Origin of the sequence: Helicobacter ibis (assembly GCF_027859255.1) — a bacterium.
GTDB classification, from domain to species: Bacteria; Campylobacterota; Campylobacteria; order Campylobacterales; family Helicobacteraceae; genus Helicobacter_D; species Helicobacter_D ibis.
Genome location: NZ_JAQHXR010000026.1, coordinates 1 through 239 on the forward strand (window position 1 = coordinate 1; position 239 = coordinate 239).

Below are 239 nucleotides of genomic sequence, written 5' to 3' on the forward strand. Positions count from 1 at the left end.
GCATTGTTCTTGTCAAAACCGCTATGAAGGTCAAAGATGAATTTGCAAAAAAGCGCAACCATCATCGCAAGTGTATGTGCTGTTTTTTTAGCTATTGTTAAATTTATAGTAGGTTTAGCTTCGGGTTCTGTTGCGGTGCTTTCTAGTGCGATTGATTCTTTACTTGATTGTGTGATTTCGGGTTTAAATTTTTTAGCTTTGAAAAAAAGCTCTCAAGGATCTAGCAAAGAATATAATTT

Annotated in this window: 1 protein-coding gene; it reads left to right on the forward strand. The window is 34.7% G+C overall.

The annotated features are described in order from the left end of the window. Positions 1–36: 36 nt before the first annotated feature. On the forward strand, positions 37–239 hold a 203-nt coding region (locus PF021_RS08580), incomplete at its 3' end, for a cation transporter (RefSeq protein ID WP_271022064.1).